This is a genomic window from Micromonospora sp. U21, assembly GCF_018070045.1.
GTDB lineage: Bacteria > Actinomycetota > Actinomycetes > Mycobacteriales > Micromonosporaceae > Micromonospora.
In genome coordinates, this window is sequence record NZ_JAGPYK010000083.1 from 1 (window position 1) to 1,092 (window position 1,092).

1 protein-coding gene is annotated in these 1,092 nt (G+C 63.1%); it reads right to left on the reverse strand.

Features of this window, described 5'->3' with window-relative positions; genetic code table 11:
* Positions 1–28: 28 nt before the first annotated feature.
* Complete coding sequence (locus KBX63_RS34840) at positions 29–868, reverse strand: IS5 family transposase (RefSeq protein ID WP_210918677.1); 840 nt, start codon at positions 866–868, stop codon at positions 29–31.
* Positions 869–1,092 lie beyond the last annotated feature (224 nt).

A 1,092-nucleotide genomic window follows, 5' to 3' on the forward strand; every position in this document is an offset into this window, starting at 1 on the left:
AGAGGGCATTCGATTTGTTCTTGATCTACTAGTAGGTGCCTCGCCAGGTAGGTGTGGTTTCGCCCGTTATGCGGCGGCTGATGTTGTCGATCATCGCGATGTGGATCATGGCTTCGGAGCTGGCCGGGTGGGTCTCATAGTCGCGGACGAGTCGGCGGTGCAGCATCAGCCAGCCCAGGGTTCTCTCCACGACCCAGCGTCGTTTGACCACGTGGAAGCCCCTGGTCTCGGTGTTCCTTGGTACGACCTCGGCGTCGATACCGAGGGTGGCGGCGTGTTCGACGAATTGGTTCTTGAAGCCGGCGTCAACCCATGTCTTGGTGACGGTGGGATGTGTGGCTTTGACCTGGTCCAACGCGAGGATTCCGGCGGTGTTCTCGGTTGCGGAGGCGGCCAGGACGATGACGGCCAGCAGCAGTCCCATGGTGTCCGTGGCCACGCTGCGTTTACGTCCGACGATCTTCTTGGCCGCGTCGATTCCCTGTGTGGCGGTCGGCGGGTTCGTGGATGTTTTCACGCTCTGTGTATCGATGACGGCGGCGCTGGGCTGCGCGTCGCGGCCGGCCTTCACTCGGGCTAGGCCGGTGAGGTCGAGGTTGAGCTGGGCAAAGATGCCTTCGTCCCGCCAGGCGGCATAGTAGTAGTACACCGTGGTGTGTGGCGGAAAGTCATGAGGGAGGTACTTCCAGGCTATCCCGGTGCGGTTGACGTAGAAGATGGCGTTGAACACCTCCCGGACGTCGGTGCGGGCCGGCTCGCCGGTGGGTCGCCGGTCGATGCGGGCCTGCTGCCAGGCGAGCAGGGTCGGTGCGATCAGCGCCCAACGGGCGTCGGAGATGTCGCTGGGGTAGGCGCGGCGAGCGGTCACGTCACAGCTCTACTATGGACGGGCGCCTCCCGAGCCGCAACCAGGCGGAAGCGGCGATTCCAGATCGGATCTACGTCAGACGGAACCCGAGGAGCATTCCGCGATGAAACGGAACGCCGCCCGCTTCCCCTCCGATGGATGCATCGCCATGGATCAGGCAAATCGTGCGAACAGTGCAGCAGACTAAACCGAAAAGTCGGGCACGACGTCATCGAATGCCCTCT